16 protein-coding genes are annotated in these 18,579 nt (G+C 62.3%); 3 read left to right on the top strand and 13 right to left on the bottom strand.

Annotation, left to right across the window (positions count from 1 at the left end):
• Nucleotide 1 precedes the first annotated feature (1 nt).
• From GJ695_RS14655 to rimO, 3 genes are all read right to left on the bottom strand, one after another.
• A complete protein-coding gene (locus tag GJ695_RS14655; RefSeq protein ID WP_154365917.1) occupies nt 2–1,237 on the bottom strand; it encodes a YncE family protein in 1,236 nt (411 codons plus the stop codon).
• A complete protein-coding gene (locus GJ695_RS14650; RefSeq protein ID WP_154365914.1) occupies nt 1,234–2,082 on the bottom strand; it encodes a creatininase family protein in 849 nt (282 codons plus the stop codon). The genes GJ695_RS14655 and GJ695_RS14650 overlap by 4 nt, the downstream gene beginning before the upstream one ends.
• A gap of 79 nt (nt 2,083–2,161) precedes the next feature.
• On the bottom strand, nt 2,162–3,553 hold the full coding sequence (gene rimO, locus GJ695_RS14645; protein WP_154356877.1) for a 30S ribosomal protein S12 methylthiotransferase RimO: 1,392 nt from the start codon (nt 3,551–3,553) through the stop codon (nt 2,162–2,164).
• Between the two features lie 92 nt (nt 3,554–3,645).
• Between rimO and GJ695_RS14640 the strand changes: the two genes are divergently transcribed.
• Nucleotides 3,646–4,677 (top strand): LacI family DNA-binding transcriptional regulator, encoded by a 1,032-nt coding sequence (locus GJ695_RS14640; protein WP_166455228.1) that lies wholly within the window; start codon nt 3,646–3,648, stop codon nt 4,675–4,677.
• Between the two features lie 115 nt (nt 4,678–4,792).
• Here GJ695_RS14640 and GJ695_RS14635 read toward each other — a convergent pair whose 3' ends face one another.
• The 8 genes from GJ695_RS14635 to phaC all read right to left on the bottom strand — a co-directional run bounded on the left by GJ695_RS14635 (nt 4,793) and on the right by phaC (nt 15,532).
• Complete coding sequence (locus GJ695_RS14635) at nt 4,793–7,207, bottom strand: TonB-dependent receptor (protein WP_166455227.1); 2,415 nt, start codon at nt 7,205–7,207, stop codon at nt 4,793–4,795.
• A gap of 105 nt (nt 7,208–7,312) precedes the next feature.
• A complete protein-coding gene (locus GJ695_RS14630; RefSeq protein WP_154365910.1) occupies nt 7,313–8,398 on the bottom strand; it encodes an ABC transporter ATP-binding protein in 1,086 nt (361 codons plus the stop codon).
• Nucleotides 8,399–8,403: 5 nt separating this feature from the next.
• Nucleotides 8,404–9,282, bottom strand: coding sequence for a carbohydrate ABC transporter permease (locus GJ695_RS14625; RefSeq protein WP_154366097.1), 879 nt, complete (start codon nt 9,280–9,282; stop codon nt 8,404–8,406).
• An 83-nt stretch (nt 9,283–9,365) separates the two neighbouring features.
• Nucleotides 9,366–10,250 carry a carbohydrate ABC transporter permease gene (locus tag GJ695_RS14620; protein WP_154365908.1) on the bottom strand — a complete coding sequence of 295 codons (885 nt, stop codon included), beginning with the start codon at nt 10,248–10,250 and terminating at the stop codon, nt 9,366–9,368.
• A 3-nt stretch (nt 10,251–10,253) separates the two neighbouring features.
• The gene (locus tag GJ695_RS14615) at nt 10,254–11,492 is read right to left on the bottom strand and encodes an ABC transporter substrate-binding protein (RefSeq protein WP_154365906.1); all 1,239 of its coding nucleotides are present in this window, start codon (nt 11,490–11,492) and stop codon (nt 10,254–10,256) included.
• A 55-nt stretch (nt 11,493–11,547) separates the two neighbouring features.
• A complete protein-coding gene (locus GJ695_RS14610; RefSeq protein WP_371866530.1) occupies nt 11,548–12,912 on the bottom strand; it encodes a GH1 family beta-glucosidase in 1,365 nt (454 codons plus the stop codon).
• A gap of 180 nt (nt 12,913–13,092) precedes the next feature.
• Complete coding sequence (phaR, locus tag GJ695_RS14605) at nt 13,093–13,647, bottom strand: polyhydroxyalkanoate synthesis repressor PhaR (protein WP_154356883.1); 555 nt, start codon at nt 13,645–13,647, stop codon at nt 13,093–13,095.
• Nucleotides 13,648–13,885: 238 nt separating this feature from the next.
• Entirely contained in the window at nt 13,886–15,532 is a 1,647-nt protein-coding gene (gene phaC, locus GJ695_RS14600; RefSeq protein WP_154365902.1) for a class I poly(R)-hydroxyalkanoic acid synthase, read from the bottom strand.
• A 29-nt stretch (nt 15,533–15,561) separates the two neighbouring features.
• Between phaC and GJ695_RS14595 the strand changes: the two genes are divergently transcribed.
• Nucleotides 15,562–15,780, top strand: a complete 219-nt coding sequence (locus GJ695_RS14595) for a hypothetical protein (RefSeq protein ID WP_154365900.1) — start codon at nt 15,562–15,564, stop codon at nt 15,778–15,780.
• 2 nt (nt 15,781–15,782) lie between these two features.
• Here GJ695_RS14595 and pgeF read toward each other — a convergent pair whose 3' ends face one another.
• Nucleotides 15,783–16,571: a peptidoglycan editing factor PgeF gene (gene pgeF, locus GJ695_RS14590; protein ID WP_154365899.1), complete on the bottom strand. Its 789-nt coding sequence runs from the start codon at nt 16,569–16,571 to the stop codon at nt 15,783–15,785.
• Nucleotides 16,571–17,551, bottom strand: coding sequence for an RluA family pseudouridine synthase (locus GJ695_RS14585; RefSeq protein ID WP_154366095.1), 981 nt, complete (start codon nt 17,549–17,551; stop codon nt 16,571–16,573). The genes pgeF and GJ695_RS14585 overlap by 1 nt, the downstream gene beginning before the upstream one ends.
• Nucleotides 17,552–17,680: 129 nt before the next feature.
• Between GJ695_RS14585 and GJ695_RS14580 the strand changes: the two genes are divergently transcribed.
• Entirely contained in the window at nt 17,681–18,496 is an 816-nt protein-coding gene (locus GJ695_RS14580; protein ID WP_154365897.1) for an outer membrane protein assembly factor BamD, read from the top strand.
• Nucleotides 18,497–18,579 lie beyond the last annotated feature (83 nt).

Raw genomic sequence — 18,579 nt, 5'->3', positions numbered from 1 at the left:
ATCAGCGCATATTGCCGGTGTGGCCCAGCGAGTAGCGGCCCGGTTGCGGCCACACGGTCAGGCCGTGCGGTTCCTGACCGACCTTGACCTGCTTGACGTCGCCGTTGGCTGTGTCGATGCGGTACACCACGTCGTCGAAGCGGCCGGACAGCCACAGGTACTTGCCGTCGGCGCTGACATTGCCCATGTCCGGACTGCCGCCGCCAGGAATCGGCCATTGCGACACCACTTTTTCGGTGGCGAAGTCGATCACCGTCACGCGGCCCTTGCCTTTGCGCTTGCCGTGGATGTTATGCGTGCCGCGATTGGCCACATACAGCTTGGTGCCGTCGCGGCTTGGATAGAGGCCGTGCGCGCCGACGCCGGTGGGAATGAAGCCGACCTTGGTGAAGGTGGCCGCATCGACGATGTGGACGCCGTCGGCATCCATGTCGGCGATGTAGTAACGCTTGCCGTCCGGCGAAACGCGGATATCCTGCGGCATGCCCTTCTTCTTGCTGCACACTTCATTGGCCAGCAGCTGGTCGATCGGATCTTTTTCCGAGAAGCGCGTGGTCGGCATCGACAGCTTCAGGTAGCCGTCCACCTTGCGCGCGGCCAGGTCGATGCGCGCCACGGCGCCGTCGAATTCGCAGGTAAACATGGCGTAGCGGCCGTCCGGCGAGAAGTCGGCGTGGTTGATGCCGCCGCATTGCGGCACGTCGATGGCGTACTGCATGGCCATGGTTTTCGGATCGCGGAAGTCCAGGCGGTGCAAGGCCTCCGCCACCACGATGGCGGATTTGCCATCCGGCGAGAAGTACATATTGTAGGGATCGTCCACCGGAATCTGCGTGCCCGGCTTGCCGGTGCGCGGATCGATCGGCGTCAGGCTGCCCTTGTTGGTGCGCTCGGCGTTATTCGCCACCCACAGTGTTTGCAGGTCGTAGCCCGGCACCACGTGCTGCGGGCCGACGCCGACCTTGAACTTGTCGACCACCTTCATGCTTTCCGGATCGATCACGTAAACGTCGTTGGAGCGCAGGTTGGGCACGTACACGCGCGGCAAATGGTCGCGCAGCGCTGGACTCAGGTTGGCCGGGCCGATGCCGGCGTAGACGTTGACCGGCGCGGCGGCGGCCGAAGCGGCAGGCGGCACGGCCTGCGCGGCCTCGGTATTGGTAACAGCCAGCAAACCGCCAGCACCGATCAAACCAGCGGCGGCCAGCGCCGCAAAAATGAGTCGATTAGTTTTCATTTGGATGCTTTACTAGAAGTGGACGGCGCGCCATGCGCCGCAAAATCGGAAATGGCCGCCACCGAGGCGTCGACGATGCGCTGCACGCCAAGCTTGCCCAATTCGGCGGTGGCGCGGCGCGCGTCGCCGCGCACGCCCTGCGCCACGGTCGGCGAAGGACCATGCGCCATGGCCTCGGTGCGTACCAGGGATTTGTCGGTCGCCAGCATCAGCGCGGCGTCGGCCAGGCCGGCGTGCAGGCCGATTTCGGCCTTGCTGTAGCCGCGCTTTTCAAGGTCGGCGATAAACGGTTCCTGTGTGACGTCGTAGTAGGCCAGCAGGGCCAGCGCGGCCGCAGCGCCGTCCTTGGCCCAGGCCTTGTTCAGTTTCTGCGCCACGCGCGTTTCGCTTTTTTGATAGCCGCCATGGTCGCCGATGAAGACGATGTGGCGAAAGCCGTGCTGGCGCAGGCTTTGCGCGGTGGCGAACAGCAGGTCTTCAAAAGTGGATTCGGGTATCGACAAGGTGCCGGCAAACTTCATGTGGCCGGCCGGCGGCGTGATGCTGCCTTCCGGGACGTAAGCGACCACCGGTGCGACCACGGCGTTGCCGAGCTTTTGCGCGATCATCCGCGCCAGCACGGCGGCGCGCACATTGTGCTTGCCGAGCGCGATATAGGGGCCGCTTTGTTCGGTGCCGCCGATCGGGATGATGGCGGTGGTGGCGCCGGCGTCGATGCGGGTGCGCAGCTCGGTGCTGGTCATCTCTTCCAGCATGACAGGTGTGTCGGCAGCCATTACAGGCCGCGCCAGCAGGCCGACCAGCAGGCAGGCGGCAAGCGCCGCCGGGAGTTTCAAGTCACGCATAAGGCTCACTAACAAAAAAAGGCGGACCGCGATAACGCCGGTCCGCCTTTATTATAGTGGATGTGCCACGAAAAACGCCTTAAAGCGCTTCACCCCACAAATCGTGCGCGTCGGACGTGGTGATTTTCACATCGACGAACTGGCCGACCACCAGTTTCTTGTGCGGTTCATACGGCGGTTTGACGTAGACCACGCCGTCGATTTCCGGCGCGTCGGCAGCCGAGCGGCCGACGCCGCCGGTGCGGTTGACTTCATCGATCAGCACGCGCACGGTCTTGCCGACCTTGGCTTTCAGGCGCGCTTTCGAGATCTCTTCCTGCAGCAGCATGACGCGGCCGCGGCGCTCTTCGCGCACTTCTTCCGGCACCGGATTGGCCAGTTCGTTGGCGGTGGCGCCTTCGACTGGCGAATAGGCGAAGCAACCCAGGCGGTCGATCTGCGCTTCCTTCAGGAAGTCCAGCAGGTATTCGAATTCCGCTTCGGTCTCGCCAGGGAAGCCGGCGATGAAGGTCGAGCGGATGGTCAGGTCCGGATTCATCTTGCGCCAGGCCAGGATGCGGTCCAGGTTTTTTTCGCCGCTGGCCGGACGCTTCATGCGCTTCAGCACATCCGGATGCGCGTGCTGCATCGGGATGTCCAGGTATGGCAGTACGTGCTCGCCCATCAACGGGATCACCTGGTCGACGTGCGGATACGGGTAGACGTAGTGCATGCGCACCCAGGCGCCGTAGGACTTGGCCAGCTCGCCCAGCGCTTCCATCAGCTGCGTCATGTGGGTCTTGATCGGACGACCATTCCAGAAGCCGGTGCGGAACTTGACGTCCACGCCGTAGGCCGAGGTGTCCTGCGAAATCACCAGCAGTTCCTTGACGCCCGACTTGAACAGGTTCTCCGCTTCCAGCAGCAGTTCGCCGATAGGACGCGACACCAGGTCGCCGCGCATCGACGGGATGATGCAGAACGAGCAGCGGTGGTTGCAGCCTTCCGAGATTTTCAGGTAGGCGTAGTGCTTCGGCGTCAGCTTGATGCCTTGCGGCGGAATCAGGTCGATGAACGGCTCGTGCGGTTTCGGCAGGTGCAGGTGGACCGAGTCCATCACCTCGCCCAGCGCGTGCGGGCCGGTCACGGCCAGCACTTTCGGGTGGATCTTGGTGATCAGGTCCGAACCGTCGGTGTCCTTCTTGGCGCCGAGGCAGCCGGTCACAATCACTTTGCCGTTTTCGGCCAGCGCTTCGCCGATGGCGTCCAGCGATTCCTGCACGGCGGCGTCGATGAAGCCGCAGGTGTTGACGATCACCAGATCCGCGCCGTCGTAGGACTTGGCGGTCTCGTAACCTTCAGCGCGCAGCTGGGTCAGGATCTGTTCGGAGTCGACCAGCGCTTTAGGGCAGCCGAGCGAGACGAAGCCGACTTTCGGTGCTGGCGCGCCGGCGGCTGGCTTGGGAAGACGGGAGAGTGGTTGCGATTGCATATGGTTGCTTAAAGCTTCACAATAATTACGAGCAATCGACGATTATACCATGTTACGATAGTGGCTTAACGCCCATCGCTAGAGGAGATTGTGTGGCAACACTGAAAGACGTCGCATTGCTTGCCGGTGTGGGCATGTCGACAGCATCGCGCGCCATTTCAGGCGCCGGCCCCGTGTCGGCCGAGGCGATGAAAAAAGTACAAGCCGCCATCGAACAACTCAACTTCCGCCCTTCCTCCATCGGCCGCTCGCTGTCGGCGCAGTCGCTGGGCATGATCGGCATTTTCGCGCCCTCCTTCTTCGGCGCCTATTACGGCACCATCCTCAAGCAAACCGACATCGAACTGCGCGCCATGCGCCGCCACGTGGTGGTGGCCACCGGCTGCGGCGACGGCACGCCGCGCGAGGAAGCGATTGAGGCTGTCAAGTTCCTGATTGGGCGGGATTGCGACGGCATCGTGGTGCTGGGCCATGATCTGCTGGATGAAGACATGCGGATGCTGCACAAGATGCATCCGAAGATGGCGTTTCTTAACCGCCGCAGCCCGGCGCTGGAATCGTCGTCGTTCTGCCCTGATCACTATCACGGCGGTGAGTTGGCGGCGCGCACGCTGCTTGACGCGGGACATCGGCAGTTGGCGGTGATTTCCGGTCCGGCCGGGACGTCGGACAATGAGGAGCGCTTGCATGGCTTCTTTGATGAACTGGCGCGGCATGGCATCGCCCGCGACGAGGTGCGCTTGATCGCATCGGACTTTTCGCGTGAAGGCGGCTTTGGGGCGACGCAGCAGCTGATTAATGAGGGCGGCAAGTTCACCGGGCTGTTTTGTGCGAATGACGAGATGGCCGTGGGTGCGATGTCGTGTTTCCACCGTGCCGGCGTGCGCGTGCCGGATGATGTGTCCATCGTTGGGTATGACGATGATTATTCGGCTGAGTTTTCGTCGCCGGGGCTGACGTCGGTGCATATTCCGATGCAGCAGCTGACGCAGAATGCGGTGCGGTGGCTGCTCAATCTCTGCTACGGCACGCAGCATGAGATTTCGCGGGAGTTTCCTGTCACGGTGACGGTGCGCGGTTCCGTAGCCTCTCGCGCGAACCCCGCAGGGCCACGCGGGCTCTGACCCCGTACGGGGTCAGACCCCTGCCTATGCGCCTCGCTTGGGGGTGCAAGCATGCAAAAAAAAAGGATGGCGGGGGAGTCGCCATCCTCAAAGACTACTACCCCTTACTACTACATCAGAACTTCATCGAGACGCGCGCGCCGAAGGTGCGTGGGTTGTTGTAGTACGCCGCCCAGATCTGCTGCGTCGGCTGGCATGGCGCGCCAACCTGCGTGCACACTTCGATGGCGTCATATTTCACTTCCTTGTCGGTCGCGTTGTTGACGAACAGCTCGGCCGTGTATGCCTTGTTGCGCGGTTCGAAGCGCAGGCTCAGGTCCAGCGTGGTGTACGAATCCTGCATCTTCACGCCTGGATGGCCCGGCACGTCGTTGGCAAACGCGCCCGAACCGACGAAGGACTTGGTCTCGTAGTGCGCCGAAATGCGCGGCGTGATGCGGCCCTTGCTGACGTCGAAGTCGCGCTCGTACATCAGGGTGGTCGCAAACGTCGGCGCGTGTTTCAGCACGGTGCCGCCAACATTGACGGTCGGTGCGGTGGTGCCGCACACCTGGCCGTTGGCACGGGCGGCGTCCACGTCGCAGGACAGGAAGTCGTCATAACGCGCCTTCAGCCATGTCGCATTGCCGCTGAAGCGGTCCACGCTGGTCGGACGCCACATCCACTCCGCTTCCACGCCCTTGACCGAAGCGCCGGCCGCGTTGAAGTTCTGCAGCGTGTTGTTGACCACCTGCGATTCCAGCTTGTCCTTGTACTTCATCCAGAACGCGTCGATGTTCAGCGACAGCTGCTTGTTCAGCAGGTCCGACTTGAAGCCGAGTTCATAGCTGGTCAGTTTTTCAGGCTTGGTGGTGGCGCCGCCGTCGCCGATGGCCGGCGAGTGGAAGCCGGTGGTCACCGAGGCGAAGGTCAGGATGTCCGGCGCCAGCTTGTACTCCACGCGGCCCAGCCAGGTCGCCTGGCCGTATGCCAGGTCGGCCGTGTTGTCGCCGTAGGTATTGCCGCAAGTGGCCTGATTGACCACGCCGCCCGGTCCGATGTTGTGGGTGTTGATAGTGCCCACGCCCGGCGTGACCAGCTGCGCGATCTGGCTCGGCGTCAGGGTGGCGCCGCGCGGCGCGTTGTCCGGCCAGTTCGGGCAGGCCCAGTTCTGGCCGCCGATGTCGAACTTGTGGTCCTTGGTGTAACGCGCGCCGGCGGTCAGCTTCCAGACCGGATCGAGGTCGTAGCTGGCCTGCGCAAAGGCGGCCTTGGAATGCAGTTCGCGGTCACCCTGGATGAAGGACATGGCCGATGCGTACTGGCCAACGGTCGGCTGCACGAAGATCACGCTGCCGTTGGCGATATCCTGCGCCAGCATGGCTTCCGAAATCTGGCTGCGGTCGATGTCGAAGCGCACCTTGTTCTTCTCGCGGAAGAAGAACAGGCCGCCCACCCACTGCAGCGGCGACTCATATTCCGAACGCACTTGCACCTCGTTGGAGACGCTGTCGAACTGCGACCATTCGGTGCGGTTCTCCGCCTTGAAGCCTGGATAGAAGCCGGCGTCCGCATCGCTGGCGTTGGTCCGCTTCAGGCGGCTCCACGCGCCCAGGTACTGGGTGGCGATGCCGTCCATCGGGCGCCACTCGACCTTGGTCTTGGCGGTGATGATGGACTGGTCCAGGTTACCCGGCGTGTCGATCAGCGCGGAGCGCAGGTTCTGGCCTGGCTTTGGTTCGGCCGACAGGTAGATGTTGCCGGCGCCGGTGTCGCTATAGTAGTCGGCGATGAAGGTGGCCTTCAGGTCAGGCGTGAACTTCCACAGCAGCGAGGCGCGCGCGCCGGTCTGGTTGCCGGCGCCGTATTTCTGCGCGCCCGGCATGACGTTGGAGCCTTTCAGGAAGTCGACATAGCCGTCATGCTGATCCTTGATGGCGGCGATGCGCAGCGCGATGTCTTCGCTGAGCGGGATGTTGATCATGGCCTGCGTCTGCACGTGATGGTAGTCGCCGATGATGACGCTGGCCGAGCCGAACACCTTGGCGGTGCTTGGCGCGCCGGACACCAGGTTGACCGCGCCGGCGGTGGAGTTACGGCCGTTCAGCGTACCTTGCGGGCCGCGCGCCACCTCGACGTGGTTCAGGTCATACATCAGCGCCGTGGCGCCCTGCGGACGCGGCACGTAGATGCCGTCCACGTAGAAGGCCACCGCCGGATCGCCCAGCTCCGTGTGATTGGCCGAGCCGACGCCGCGCATGTACACGTGCACGCCGCCCGAGTCGCTGTGCGGTTCCACCACCAGGCTGGGCACCATCGCCGTCATGGTCGCCAGATCCTTGACCTGGTTGTTGGCCAGCGTGTCCTGCGTGTAGGCGGTGATCGCCAGCGGCGTGTCCTGCACCAGCGTGTCGCGGCGCGTGGCCGTGACGATGATCTTCTCCATATTGTCGTTGGACGCCGCCGGGGCATCGCTTGCCTGCTGGGCGTAGGCCGCGCCGCCGTTCAATGCTATCTGTGCGATGCTCAAAGCTAAAATCGTTTTTTTCATTTGATGTCTCCTCGCTTCTTCCATGTGGAACCGGTTCCACCACAAGACGCACGGGTGCGTCGGGCCATACCATGGCAGACCCGGTGATTTAGCAACTACGATTCTTTAGAGCCGCTGTTCGCTGGCTCCGTCAAACAGGGAAATACGATTGCTGCGGATCGAGAAGCTGATGCCCTTCTCGGTTTCAATCTGCTGCTGGTCCTGCACGATGCCCGCGACCTGCGTGCCGTGGAAGTCCAGCCACACTACGCGGTGCGCCCCCATGGCCTCGACCAGCGAGACCGATGCGCGCACTGCCTGACCGACGCCGTCACTGTGCCCGACGTCGATATCCTCCGGCCGCACACCCAGCACGCAATCGTGCTTGCCGGTGAGCGGCTGCTTGAATGGATAGCCGGTCACGTCGACCGACAGGTGTTCGTTGCTGAAGATGGTTTTATCGCCCCGCTGCTCCAGCGCGCCCTTGAACAGGTTCATGCCCGGCGAACCGAGGAAGGTGGCGACGAACAGATTGGCCGGCGTGTTGTAGATGACGTCCGGCGTGTCGAACTGCTGCACCACGCCGCCCTTCATCACCGCCATGCGCTGCGCCAGCGTCATCGCCTCGACCTGGTCGTGGGTGACGTAGATCATGGTGGCGCCCAACTGCTTGTGCAGCTGCTTCAGTTCGCGGCGCAGCTCCGTGCGCAGCTTGGCGTCCAGGTTGGACAGCGGCTCGTCGAACAGCATCACGTCCGCCTCGCGCACGATGGCGCGGCCGATCGCCACGCGCTGACGCTGGCCGCCCGACAGGTTGGCCGGCTTGCGCTTCAGCAGCGGCCCCAGTTGCAGCATGTCCGAAGCGCGGTTGACGCGGCGGGCGATTTCCGCCTTCGGCGTGCCGTTGATGCGCAGGCCGAAGGACATATTCGCTTCCACGTTCATGGTCGGGTACAGCGCATACGACTGGAACACCAGCGCGATGCCGCGGTCCTTCGGATCGGCCCAGGTCATGTCCTTGCCGCCGATTTCGATCTGGCCGGAGCTGGTGTCGATCAGGCCCGCGATACTGTGCAGCAGCGTCGACTTGCCGCAGCCCGATGGGCCGAGCAGCACCACGAACTCCCCTGCTTTCACATCCAGGTTGAGCGACTCGATGACCTTGTTGCCGCCAAGCTGAATCTGCAAATTACGAATAGCTACGTTAGACATTGTATTTACCCTTTAACCGCGCCAGAAGCGATACCGCGCACGAACCAGCGGCCAGAAATGAAGTAGAGCGCCAGCGGCACGACCGAAGTCAGAATGGTCGCCGCCATGTTCACGTTGTACAGGCGCTCGCCGGTGGTGGTGTTGATGATGTTGTTCAGCTGGACCGTCATCGGCAGGTGTTCGGAACCCGCAAACACCAGGCCAAGCAGGAAGTCATTCCAGATGCCCGTCACCTGCATGATGACCGCGACCACGATCACCGGCGTCGACATCGGCAGCATCAGCTGCAGGAAGATGCGCCAGAAACCGCCGCCGTCGATGCGCGCCGCCTTGAACAGTTCCACCGGCAGCGCCGCGTAGTAGTTACGGAACAGCAGCGTCATCACCGGCATGCCGAAGATGGTGTGGATGATGATGATGCCCGGCAGAGAGCTGAACAGATTCACCGACGCCAGCACGCGCACCAGCGGATAGATCATCACCTGCACCGGAATGAAGGCGCCCATCATCAGGATGGCGAACAGCACGCCGGCGCCGCGCGGACGCCAGAACGACAGCGCATAACCGTTCACCGCGCCGATGGCGATCGACAGGATGGTGCTCGGCACGACAATCGCCACCGAGTTCCAGAAACCGCTGCGGATACCGCCGCATTCCAGGCCGGTACAGGCTGTGGACCAGGCTTGCACCCAAGGTTCCAGCGTCATGTGCTGCGGCAGCGCGAACAGCGTGCCGAGGCGGATCTCTTCCATCGGCTTGACCGACGTCACCAGCATCACGTACAGCGGCAGCAGGAAGAACAGCGCCGCCACGATCAGGAAGCCGTACACGCCGAGGCGCGCCGGCGTCCATGCCGGGGTGCGGCGCGGACGCGGGGTCGGCATGCTGGCGTCATTCGCTGCGGTCAAGGGCGGCGGCGTGGTGGCCGTCAGGCCCGTGGTTTTATCGAGTTTCACAACTTGTCCCATCATGCCCCCAATGCAGCGCGGCGGTTGCGCACAAAGTACAGCGGCGCGACGATGGCCAGCACTGTCAGCAGCAGCACGATCGAAGCAGCGGAAGCCAGGCCGATATTGGCGCGGCCGAACAGGTAATCCATGATGAACTTGGCCGGCACTTCGCTGGCCGTGCCCGGACCACCCTGGGTCATCGCGACCACGGCGTCGAACACCTTCACCACCATCACAAACAGCAGCACGAAGGCGGTCGATACCGACGATCCCAACATCGGCAGCACGATGCTGCTGTAGACGCGCCAGCGCGGGATGCCGTCGATGCGCGCAGCCTTCCAGATTTCCTCATCCACGCCGCGCAGGCCGGACAGCATCAGCGCCATCACCAGGCCGGAGGCCTGCCACACGGTGGCGATGACGATGGTGTAGATCGCCATGTCCTGGTCCACGATCCAGTCGAACTTGGCGTCGGCCCATCCCAGCTTGTGCAGCACTTCCTGGATGCCCAGCTCCGGATTGAGTATCCACTGCCAGATCAGGCCCGTGGCGACAAACGACATCGCATACGGATACAGGAACACGGTGCGCAGCGCGCCTTCCGCCATCACCTTCTGGTCGATGAACACCGCCAGCAGAAAGCCGATCACCAGGCAGGCGGCGATAAACAGCACGCCGTACACCGCCACGTTCTGCAGCGAAAGCAGCCAGCGCTCGTTGTTGAACAGGCGGATGTACTGCGAAGCGCCGACAAAGTCGTTGGCCGGGAAGGTGCGCGAGCTGCTGACCGATACGCGGGCCGTCCACAGCATGGTGCCGAGGTAGGCCAGCAACACCGTCAGCGCCATCGGGATGATGGCGACGTAGGCCGCGAATGAAACGTTCTGGCGTTTCTTGACCATGGCTTATTCGCCTTTAATGGCGCGGGCGAACGCTTTTTGCGCGTCATCCGGCGACTGGTTCTTGTTCCAGTAGCTGGTCAGCACATCCTGCAGCGCACCGGTGGTGTCGGGACTGGCCAACATCTCGGTGTTCGGCAACTGGCGCGACTTGTCTTTCATGATGGCCAGGCCCTGGCGCGCGCAGATATCGAGCTGCGATTCATCGACGTCGCCGCGAATCGGAATCGCGCCCTTGCGCGAGGCGAAGGCCACTTGCGCGGCTGGAGACGTTACCACATTGGCCAAAAGTTTTTGCGCCTTGATGGCATTGGCGTCGTTCGTTTTCGGGAACACGAAAGCGTCGCCGGCGACGATGTACGGCGACTTCGGACCGAAGCCCGGATAGCAGCCAAAGTCCTTGCCCGCCACCTGCTTGGCGGCGGCGAATTCGCCCTTGGCCCAGTCGCCCATGATCTGCACGCCGGCCTTGCCCTGCACGACCATGGCGGTGGCGTCATTCCAGTTGCGGCCCGGCGAGCCGGCGTCCACAAAGCCCTTCAGCTTCTTGAATTCGACCAGCACCTGCTTGAAGGCGGGCGACATCACGGCCTTCTGGTCGCGGTCGCGGTACACCTTCAGGTACAGGTCCGAGCCGCCCACCATGGCGAAGATGGCGTCGAAGGTGATCTTCTCCTGCCACACCTGGCCGCCGAAGGCCAGCGGCACCACGCCGGCGGCTTTCAGTTTGCCCAGCTGCGCCAGGAATTCTTCCCAGGTCTGCGGCTCGTTGGTGATGCCGGCTTTTTTATACGCGGCCTTCGAATAGAAGAACCATGCCGGCATGTGGATGTCCACCGGCGCGGCGTAGAAGTGGCCGTTGATCTTGATCGCCTGGAGGATCGACGGCGGCATGATCTGGTCCCACTTGCCGGCGATGGCCACGTCATCCACGTTGTTCAGCAAGCCCTGCTCCACGAAATCGCGGAACTGCTTGGAAGTGTTGAACTGCGCGGCGGTCGGCGCATTGCCGCCGACGATGCGGTTGATGGTGGTGGCGCGCGACTGGTCGGCGCCGGCGATGGCCTGGTCGACCCACTGGCCACCGGCCTTGTTGTACGCTTCGGCGAACTGCTTGACGGCGGCGGACTCGCCGCCCGATGTCCACCAGTGAATCACGGTTGCCTTCAACGGCGCTTGCGCCTGCGCGCCGCTCACTGCCAGAGCTAGCGCGATCGCGCTGCCCACTTGTGTGGCCTTAAACATTCTGTCTCCCATTGGGCGTCGAGCGCCCATTTTATTCGGATAGCTTACTGGTGTCTTACTGCGCGGCCCTCTGCGCTAAAAATTCCGTCACCAGTTTGGCGCTGCGTTTCAGCGTACGCTTTTGTGTGGCGTAATCGACATGAATGATACCGAAACGGCGCTCATAACCAAAGGCCCATTCGAAATTGTCCATCAGCGACCAGATAAAGTAGCCGCGCACGTCGACGCCTGCCTTCACCGCCGCATCCACCGCCGCCAGGTGGCGGTTCAGGAAGGAGATGCGCTGCTGGTCGTTCACTTCGCCGTCCACCACCGCATCGTCGGTGGCCATGCCGTTTTCCGTGATGTAGATCGGCGGCAGGTTCGGATAGTCGCGGTGGAAGCCGACCAGCAGGTGGCGCAGGCCTTCCGGATACACTTCCCAGCCCATCTGCGTGCGCTCCACGCCTTCCAGATCGACTTCGGTGTAGCCATGCTTGCCATCGCTGACCACGTTGGTGCGGAAGTAGTAATTGATGCCCAAGAAGTCCAGCGGCGTGCCAATGATGTCCATGTCACCGGCCAGGATGGTCGGCTCGGCGCCAGGCCACAGCTCCCACAGCGCCGATGGATAGGACTTCTTCAGCAGCGGATCGAGGATCCAGTTATTGTGCTGCAGCTCGAACAGCCAGGCGGCGCGCTGGCCGGCCGCGCTGCTGTCGGTGCTGGTGCCGCGGCCGACGTTGGCGACGATGCCGACCTGCGCCTGCGGATCGTTGGCGCGCAGGTGCCGCACCGCCAGGCCGTGGCCCAGCAGCAGATGGTGCATCGCCTGCGTGGCGAACACCACGTCCTTCTTGCCCGGCGCGTGATGGCCGGTGCCGTAGCCGTGCATGGCCGAACACCATGGCTCGTTCAGCGTGGCCCAGGCGTCGACCAGGCCGGCCAGCTTCCTGCTGATCATGTCGGCGTATTCGGCGAAGCGGTAGGCGGTGTCGCGGTTGACCCAGCCGCCCTTGTCTTCCAGGTGCTGCGGCAAATCCCAGTGGTACAGCGTGACGTAGGTCTTCAGACCCTTGGCGCGCAGCGCCGTCAGCAGCTTGCGGTAGAAGGCGATGCCCTGCTCGTTCGGCTGGCCGTCGATGGTCATCACGCGCGGCCAGGAGATCGACAGGCGGTAGGCGCCGACGTTCAGGCTGGCCAGCAGCTCCACATCCTCCGGCCAGCGGTGGTAGTGGTCGCAGGCGAATTCGCCGGTGTCGCCGGCCAGGGTCTTGCCCGGCGTGGCCGAGAAGATGTCCCAGATCGACGGCAGGCGGCCATCCTCATGGATCGCGCCTTCGATCTGATAGGCGGCGGTGGCCGCGCCGATCAGGAAATCTTTGTTCCACAGGACCGAGTCGGCCGGCGGCGTAAACGTCTCATCATTTGCAACTGACACCACAAAAACTCCTTCGCTGAAACATTGAGTGGAAGCGCTTCCACAAGATGTTGTCAATAGTAATACTGAAGAAATTGAGGTGTCAACGGAATTATCGGAATTTTGTAATCAAGTTACAAAAACGGCACAGCCACCGTGGTGTGCTGTGCCGCTGGGCCACTACCAAGCTACGTAGCGAAATTACTTTTTGTCGGTCGGCGGAACCGGGACAAAGGGGAAGGTGCCGAACAGGTTCTTGCTCTGGTTCTGCATCTGCTCCTGCATCTGCACGAACAGGCTCTTGCTCTGGTCGATGTAGTTGTTCATCATGCCCTGCATCATCGGGCCCTGGACATTCATGAACTGGGTCCACATTTCCGGGCTGAACGGCTGGCCGCCCACGGCGGTGCCGGTGGTGAACTTGCGCTGGATGTCGGTGAAGGCCTGGACGTTCTTTTCCAGGTAAGAGCCCATCATGCCCTGCATGGCGTGGCCGTAGAAGCGGATGATCTGGGCCAGCACATCGCTGGAGAACATCGGCGCGCCGCTGGCCTCCTCTTCCAGGATGATCTGCAGCAGGATGCTGCGGCTCAGGTCTTCATTGGTCTTGGCATCGACAACGGTGAATTCTTCGTTATCCAGCACCAGCTGCTTCACGTCGGTCAACGTGATGTAGGAACTGGTCTGCGTGTCGTACAGACGACGATTCGGATATTTCTTGATCAGGCGGTCAGCATTTTTTTTCGCACTACTCATCACAGGTCCGTTTTATTGCGCCGCAGCGCATGTCTCTCAATATCGGATAGAAAGCGGACTGTTGGTCCCCTTCCCGCGTGCCTACTTTTACTTATTATAGAGGCGAACACATAATTCTTGCACAATCTGATATAAGTTTTGGATTTTATTGCAACGCAGCTAAGTTTTGCCTTACCCCGCACGGCGCGGACCCTGGGGTCTGTCCCCGTGCGGGGACAGACCCCGTCTGCCTGCGGTGCTAATCGGCTTTGACTTTGACGTAACGGCCAGGCGCGGCTTCGATCGGCTGGTACCTGACGTTGCCGGGCTTGGCCTTCGGCTTGACTTTTTTACCCCCGTTGTCGCTCAGGAATTTGGCCCATTCGGGCCACCAGCTGCCCGGCACTTCGGTCGCGCCCTTGAACCAGGCCTCGGACGTTTTGGCTTTGCCACTGTCGTTGGTCCAGTAGTTGCGCTTGTTCTTGGCCGGCGAGTTGATCACGCCGGCAATGTGGCCGGAGGCGCCCAACACGAAGCGCGTCTTGCCGGACAGGATGTTGAGCGAATCGAAGGCCGATGGCCAGGGCACAATGTGGTCGTCGCGCGAGCCGTAGACAAACGCCGGCGCGTCGATGCTGGCCAGGTCGACCTTTTCGCCCGCCACCACCAGTTCGCCGGTCTTGAGCTTGTTTTCGAGGTAGGTATTGCGCAGATACCAGCAGAACATCGGGCCCGGCAGATTGGTGCTGTCCGAGTTCCAGTACAACAGGTCGAAGGCGGCCGGTTCGTTGCCCTTCAGGTAGTTGGACTGCACGTAGTTCCACACCAGGTCGTTCGGACGCAAGCTGGAGAAGGTGCTGGCCAGGTCGCGGCCCGGCATCAGGCCGCCGTCCTTGAGCTGCTGTTCGCGGATGGACACCTGCGTTTCGTCGACGAACACATCGAGCACGCCGGTGTCGCTGAAATCGAGGAAGGTGGTCAGCAGCGTCAGGCTGTTGGCGGCCTGCTCGCCGCGCGCCGCCAGCACCGCCAGCGCGGTCGACACGATGGTGCCGCCGACGCAGAAACCGAACATGTTCAGCTTCTGCACGCCGCTGATGTCCTGCACCACGCGGATCGCTTCGATCACGCCCTTTTCCACGTAATCATCCCAGGTGGTGTGCGCCAGCGACTTGTCCGGATTGCTCCACGAGACCAGGAACACGGTGTTGCCCTGCTCCACCGCATAGCGCACCAGCGAGTTTTCCGGCTGCAGGTCGAGGATGTAGAATTTGTTGATGCACGGCGGCACCATCAGCAGCGGCGTCTGGCTGACGGTCGCGGTTTTCGGCGTGTACTGGATCAGCTGGAACAGCGGATTTTCGTACACCACCGTGCCTTCGGTGATCGCCAGGTTGCGGCCGACCTCGAACGCCGATTCGTCCGACAGCGAGATGTGGCCCTTGTTCATGTCGCCCAGCATATTGGCCAGTCCGCGCGTCAGGCTCTCGCCCTTGGTTTCGATCAGCTTCTGCTGCGCTTCCGGATTGGTGGCAAGGAAGTTGGCCGGCGACATGGCGTCGATAATCTGCTGCACGCCGAAGCGGATCTTCTGCTTTTGCTGCGGCGTGGCTTCCACCGTTTCCACCATGGCGTTGAGGAATTTCGCGTTCAGCAGGTAGGCGGCGGCGTTGAAGGCCGTCATCGGGTTGCCCTGCCACGCTGCCGAGCTGAAGCGGCGGTCGCTCACGGGCGGCGTTTTACCGGTCAACAGATCCTGCCACAGCTCGCCGAAATCCTTCAAGTAGGCGTTCTTCAGCTCCGCCATCGCCTCCGGCTTGATGTGGGCGCCGACATCCTGCATCATGGCGGCCATCGGATTGGACTGCATCCAGGCGTTGAAAGCTTGTGGATCGGGCAAATTCATGTGCGGTTCCCTAAAGTGAGTTAAACACAATGCTGATTGTTGCTATTGCTTGGATTTACGTCGTCGGCCTGATGGCATTGACGGAAACTTCCGTCGTTGCGGGAATTGTAACGTTTTTGTTCTATTGCGTGCTGCCGCTCGGGACCTTGATGTACATCGCCGGCACCGGCAAGCGCAAGGCGCGCCGCCGCGCCGCAGAGCAGGCGGCGCGGGACGCTGCCCAGAAAGACCCGGCGATCCCGCAGTAAGTTCATTTGATCCAGATCAACGTCGCCTGGCGACCGGTGACGCCGTCGCGGCGGTAGGAGTAGAACCGGCCGGAATTGGAGACGGTGCAGAACTCGCCGCCATGCACTTCCTTGACGCCGGTACGGTGCAGCAGATAGCGCGCCAGGCCGTAGATATCGCACAAATACTTGCCCGGCTTGCCTTCGATGAGGCTGAAGGCGGCCTCGACATGGCGCACGCCGGATTCGTCGATGGCGCCATCCAGGAAGGCCTGCCTGACGTCGGGGCCGACTTCGAACTGGTAGGCGCCGATGGCCGGCCCCATCCACGCCATGACTTCGCCGGCGCCCGCTTCGCGCATGGCGGCCACGGTTTTTTCCAGCACGCCGGAGGCCAGCCCGCGCCAGCCCGCATGGGCGGCCGCCACGGTCTTGCCTTCCCTGTCGCAGAACAGCACCGGCAGGCAGTCGGCCGTCATGATCACGCATACCTTGCCGGGAATGGTGGAGACGGACGCGTCCGCGTCCGGCACCTGCTGCGGCCCGACGTCGGCCAGATTGGCCACCGCCGTGCCGTGCACCTGCGACAGCCAGGCCGGATCGCCGGGCAGCATCTCGCGCAGGATGGCGCGGTTGCGCGCCACATTGTGCGGCTGGTCGCCAACGTGGGTGCCCAGATTCAGGCCGCCACGGCCCATGCCATCGTCATACGGCGCCGGACTGACGCCGCCGCGCCGCGTGGTCGACAGCACGCCGACCGTGCCTGGCAGGCCCGGCCAGTTCGGGAACAACCACTGCTGCTGTGTAGACATCAAATCTGTTCCGGTTCCTCAATGCCGGCGCGCGCCAGCAATTCCGCAAAATCGTTCGCCAGCGGCACGATCCACTCGCACTGCTCGCCGGTGGCCGGATGTACCAGCCCCAGGCGGCGCGCCTGCAGCGCCTGGCGCGGGAAATAGTCGGCCAGGTGCTGCTTGCCGTACACCGTGTCGCCGACCAGCGGGAAGCCGATCGACTGCATGTGCACGCGGATCTGGTGGGTGCGGCCCGTTTCCAGACGGCACTGCACCAGGCTGACCGGACGACCCTCGCCCAGCTTGCCGCTGGCAATCAGCTGGTAGTGGGTGATCGCCGGCTTCGAGCCCATGCCGGTCGAGACCGCCATCTTGACGCGGTCGCGCGGGTGGCGGCCCATCGCCGCATCGATAGTACCGCTAATCCGCGGCGTGCCCCACACGACTGCGAAGTACTCGCGCTTGACGGTGCGGGCCGCCAGCTGGCGCACCAGGTCGGTCTGCGCGGCCAGGGTCTTGCCGACCACCATCAGGCCGCTGGTGTCCTTGTCCAGGCGGTGCACGATGCCGGCGCGCGGCACGCCGCTCAGTTGCGGATAATGGTGCAGCAGGCCGTTGAGCAAGGTGCCGGACCAGTTGCCATTGCCCGGATGGACCACCAGACCGGCCGGTTTATTCACGACAATCAGGTGCTCATCTTCAAAAACAATGTTAAGTTCCATCGGTTCCGGCTTAAAAGCCTCGTCTTCCGGCTCCGGTTGGGGCAGAATGACGATCTTCTCGTCGCCGTAGACGGTGTCCTTGGTGCTTTTGGCGGTTTTGCCGTCGACCGTCACGAAGCCATCGGTGATCCAGGTCTGCAGGCGGCCGCGGGAAAATTGCGGTACCAGGCCCGAGATGACTTTGTCCAGGCGCTGGCCGCAGTGCTCAGTAGCCAGTTGGAGTTCGATGGGAGCCAGGCCGTCGTCGTCCTCGCCAAAATCGCTGTCGGTGACCATCAGGTCGGCGTCGGCATCGTGGGCGGAGGAAGATTCGGCCAAATTTGGCTTTGCGTTTAATATCACGGTAATCCTATCGGCTATAATTAGCCTCGTAAAACTTTGGTTAAACAGTTTCTTGCAAAAGATATGCAAAAAAAATTAGCGGTAGTCGCAGCAACGGTAGTTCTGCTTGGTTTGTCGGGTTGCGGCCTTTTCTCCGAAAAGATCGACGAAACAAAAGGTTGGAGCGCATCGAAATTATACTCGGAGGCGAGCGAAGAACTGGATGGCCAGCACTATGAACGTGCAATTCAGTTGTTTGAGAAGCTGGAATCGAGCTATCCATTCGGCACCTACGCCCAACAGGCGCAGATGAACATCGCCTATGCCTATTACAAATCGCAGGACCAGGCCCAGGCGCTGGCGGCCGTCGAACGCTTCATCAAGCTGCACCCGAATCACGCCAACGTGGATTATATGTACTATCTGCGCGGCCTGATCAACTTCAACGATCAGGTCAGCTTCCTGAACTTCATCTACGAGCAGGACGCCACCGAACGCGACCCGAAAGCCACGCGCGAAGCCTACGCGGCTTTCAAGGAACTCGTCACCAAGTTCCCAAACAGCAAGTATACGCCGGATTCGCTGGACCGGATGCGTTATCTGCTGAACGCGATGGCGTCGTATGAGATCCACGTGGCGCGCTACTACTACCGCCGTGGCGCCTACCTGGCCGCGGCGAACCGCGCGATGGGCATCATGAGCGACTTCCGCGACACGCCGGCGATCGAAGAAGCGCTGTTCATCATGATCCGCAGCTACGACAAGCTGGGCATGACCGAGCTGAAAAACGACACCGAGCGCGTGTTCAAGCTCAACTATCCGAACTCGAAATTCCTCGACCAGGGCAAAAAAGCCGAGCGCCACTGGTGGAAATTCTGGAGTTCCAACGCCAGCATGTAACCCTTAAAACCGGGGTCAGTGCCGACATTCGGACACGAGCCCTGCCGTAGCGATCGCTACGGCAGGGCTCGTGTCCGAATGTC

This window comes from Duganella alba, assembly GCF_009674495.1.
Lineage (GTDB): Bacteria > Pseudomonadota > Gammaproteobacteria > Burkholderiales > Burkholderiaceae_D > Rugamonas > Rugamonas alba.
This window is presented reverse-complemented; position numbering and strand designations above follow the sequence as displayed.

Excerpts from the sequence above, each read along its gene's own strand:
- GJ695_RS14655 (WP_154365917.1), bottom strand. The coding sequence starts at position 1,237 with ATGAAAACTAATCGACTCATTTTTGCGGCGCTGGCCGCCGCTGGTTTG.
- GJ695_RS14650 (WP_154365914.1), bottom strand. The coding sequence starts at position 2,082 with ATGCGTGACTTGAAACTCCCGGCGGCGCTTGCCGCCTGCCTGCTGGTC.
- rimO (WP_154356877.1), bottom strand. The coding sequence starts at position 3,553 with ATGCAATCGCAACCACTCTCCCGTCTTCCCAAGCCAGCCGCCGGCGCG.
- GJ695_RS14635 (WP_166455227.1), bottom strand. The coding sequence starts at position 7,207 with ATGAAAAAAACGATTTTAGCTTTGAGCATCGCACAGATAGCATTGAAC.
- GJ695_RS14630 (WP_154365910.1), bottom strand. The coding sequence starts at position 8,398 with ATGTCTAACGTAGCTATTCGTAATTTGCAGATTCAGCTTGGCGGCAAC.
- GJ695_RS14625 (WP_154366097.1), bottom strand. The coding sequence starts at position 9,282 with ATGCCGACCCCGCGTCCGCGCCGCACCCCGGCATGGACGCCGGCGCGC.
- GJ695_RS14620 (WP_154365908.1), bottom strand. The coding sequence starts at position 10,250 with ATGGTCAAGAAACGCCAGAACGTTTCATTCGCGGCCTACGTCGCCATC.
- GJ695_RS14615 (WP_154365906.1), bottom strand. The coding sequence starts at position 11,492 with ATGTTTAAGGCCACACAAGTGGGCAGCGCGATCGCGCTAGCTCTGGCA.
- phaR (WP_154356883.1), bottom strand. The coding sequence starts at position 13,647 with ATGAGTAGTGCGAAAAAAAATGCTGACCGCCTGATCAAGAAATATCCG.
- phaC (WP_154365902.1), bottom strand. The coding sequence starts at position 15,532 with ATGAATTTGCCCGATCCACAAGCTTTCAACGCCTGGATGCAGTCCAAT.
- GJ695_RS14595 (WP_154365900.1), top strand. The coding sequence starts at position 15,562 with ATGCTGATTGTTGCTATTGCTTGGATTTACGTCGTCGGCCTGATGGCA.
- pgeF (WP_154365899.1), bottom strand. The coding sequence starts at position 16,571 with ATGTCTACACAGCAGCAGTGGTTGTTCCCGAACTGGCCGGGCCTGCCA.
- GJ695_RS14585 (WP_154366095.1), bottom strand. The coding sequence starts at position 17,551 with ATGGTCACCGACAGCGATTTTGGCGAGGACGACGACGGCCTGGCTCCC.
- GJ695_RS14580 (WP_154365897.1), top strand. The coding sequence starts at position 17,681 with ATGCAAAAAAAATTAGCGGTAGTCGCAGCAACGGTAGTTCTGCTTGGT.